This window comes from Streptomyces sp. MB09-02B (assembly GCF_033794485.1).
Classification (GTDB): domain Bacteria; phylum Actinomycetota; class Actinomycetes; order Streptomycetales; family Streptomycetaceae; genus Streptomyces.
This window is the reverse complement of record NZ_JARGEE010000720.1, coordinates 1-2604: the sequence shown is the minus strand read 5'-3', so window position 1 is coordinate 2604 and position 2604 is coordinate 1. Positions and strand designations below refer to the sequence as shown.

The 2604-nt window shown below is 71.5% G+C and carries 2 protein-coding genes; one reads left to right on the top strand and one right to left on the bottom strand.

Going from position 1 to position 2604, the window contains the following annotated elements:
- On the top strand, positions 1 to 1735 hold a 1735-nt coding region (locus tag P1P70_RS43290; RefSeq protein ID WP_319247799.1), incomplete at its 5' end, for a glycoside hydrolase family 36 protein.
- A 95-nt stretch (positions 1736 to 1830) separates the two neighbouring features.
- Here P1P70_RS43290 and P1P70_RS43285 read toward each other — a convergent pair.
- A complete protein-coding gene (locus tag P1P70_RS43285) occupies positions 1831 to 2565 on the bottom strand; it encodes a GH12 family glycosyl hydrolase domain-containing protein (protein WP_319247797.1) in 735 nt (244 codons plus the stop codon).
- Between the last annotated feature and the right edge of the window lie 39 nt (positions 2566 to 2604).

Sequence of the window (2604 nt, the reverse complement as noted above, 5' to 3'; positions counted from 1 at the left end):
GGCCTGGGTCTGGCAGGTGGAGTCGGCGGCCGGGTGGCGTTGGGACCTGGGGGAACGGGCGCGCGGCACGTACCTCGCGCTGAACGGGCCGACGGACGCGGAGCACCAGTGGCGGGTGCGGCTCGCGCCGGGCGAGACGGTCACAACCGTGGCGGCGGCGCTCGCCCTCGGGTCGGGAGGCGGCTCGGGCCTTGGGACGAAAGGCGACTCGGGGCTCAGGTCACAGGGCTGCTCGGGGCTCGATGACGCGCTGTCGGCGCTGACCGCGTACCGCCGTGCCGTTCGCCGTCCCCATCCCGACCACGACACGCTTCCCGTGGTCTTCAACGACTACATGAACACGCTGATGGGCGACCCGACCACCGCGAAGCTGCTGCCGCTGATCGACGCGGCGGCGGACGCGGGCGCGGAGTACTTCTGCATCGACTCCGGCTGGTACGACGACACGGTGGACGGCGGCTGGTGGGACAGCGTCGGAGAGTGGCTGCCGTCGTCGCGCCGGTTTCCGACGGGGGGTACGGACGGTGGCAGGGCCGGAGAGCCCGGTGTGGCGGCCGGGGGCTGCGGCGGAGCGGGGGAAGGCGGCGCGGCAGGGGAAGGCGGCGGTACCGAGGCCGGGGCGGACGGCGCAGCCGCAGCCGCAGGGCACAGCAACAGCACGGCCAAGGCAGACGGCACAGTCGGTGCACCGGTCGACGACGGCATCCGAGCCGTACTGGAGCGGATCCGGGAGCGCGGCATGGTTCCCGGGCTCTGGCTGGAGCCCGAGGTCGTCGGCGTGCGCAGCGCCGTCGCGGCGGAGCTGCCGCCGGAGGCCTTCTTCCAGCGCGACGGGGTGCGGCTGACCGAGCAGGGCCGCCACCAGCTCGACCTGCGCCATCCGGCGGCCCGTGCCCACCTCGACAAGACGGTGGACCGTCTCGTCGGCGACTGGGGCGTGGGCTACCTCAAGCTCGACTACAACATCGTGATCGACCCCGGTACGACCGCCCCCGGCGACCTCGCCCCCGGCGCCGGCCTCCTGGGGCACGCCCACGCCTACCTGGACTGGCTCTCCGACGTGCTGGACCGCTACCCGCACCTCGTCGTCGAGAACTGTGCCTCCGGCGGCATGCGCATGGACGGCGCCACCCTGGCCGTGGCGCAGCTGCAGTCCACCAGCGACCAGCAGGACCCCCTCCGCTGTCCCCCGATCGCCGCCGCCGCGCCCTCGGCGGTCCCCCCGGAGCAGGGCGCCGTCTGGGCCTACCCGCAGCCCGAGTACGAGGACGACCTGATCACCTTCACCCTGGGCGGAGCGCTCCTGGGCCGTATCCACCTGTCGGGACACCTGGACCGCATGACGGAGCGTCAGCTCGCCCTCGTGCGCGAGGCGGTGAGCACGTACAAGACGATCCGCGGGGACCTGGCCCGGGCCGTGCCGTTCTGGCCGCTCGGCCTGCCGGCTTGGACGGACGAGTGGCTGGCGCTGGGGCTGCGAGCCCCGGACGGACGAGGACCGGCGTACCTGTCGGTGTGGCGGAGGGGCGGGGCGACGACCGAAGTACGCCTGCCTGTACGACACTTGGAGGGCTCGGCACTCGCCGTACACGCCGAGATCCTGCACCCCCGCGCCGCGCGGGCGGACTCGGCGGCGTCCTGGGACCCCGCCACCGGCGAACTGCGGGTGTCGATGCCGCGCACTCCCGGGGTGCTGCTGATCCGGCTGACCCAGGAGGAACGGACCGGGGCCTAGGACGACCCGGGCCGGCACCGCGCGGGGGCACGGTACCGGCTCGGACTCGTACGCGGACCTGCCTACGACTCACTCACCGACCTGACCGCCACACATCAACTGCTGCTGACCGTCAGGTTGTTGGTGACGAAGTCCAGGCCTCCGGAGGACGAGGTCACCTCGAAGCCGAACTGCACGTCCCCGATGGTCTCGTTGCCCATCCAGCCCTTGGTGTCCTTGATCCACTTGAGGACGGGGAGGATCTGGACCGTGCCGGAGGTCGAGTCCGAGGTGCGCAGGAACGAGAACACGTCCCAGTACGTGCCGTCGGACCGGTAGGCGCGGCCCTTGTAGACGTTCCAGCTGTGGCCGCCGACCGTCACGCTCTGCTGGAAGGTGCCGAGCGCGCCGACGGCGCCGTTGTGGTTGACCCAGAGCATGATCTCGTAGTCGTAGTCCGTGTCCCAGACGTCGTACGAGGTGTTGTACGCGCCCGAGGACGGGACGGTGACGTTGTAGCTGCTGTTGAGCGAGCCGAGCGAGGTGATCGTCTTGTTGATCACCTTCTTGGAGTTGGGGTACGACTTGATGCCGCCGGTGTTGGGGTGGTTGGCCCAGACACCCCAGTTCGTACCGGAGTTGGCCCAGACGCACTGGCTGCCGGCGCCGGAGCCCCAGATGTTGTTGTAGAGCGTGTAGCCGTTGAGGCTGGTGTTGCCCCACTGGTCGCACGAGTTCCAGACGGCGGCGGAGGCGGGGGCCGAGGCGAGGCCGATCGTGGCGCCGAGCGCGAGCGCGGGGGCGAGCAGGGCCTTGCCGATCCGGCCCCGGGTGCGGGTGCGTGTTGCCATGGGTTTTGGTTCCTTCCATGGGTGGGGGGACGTGCGGGG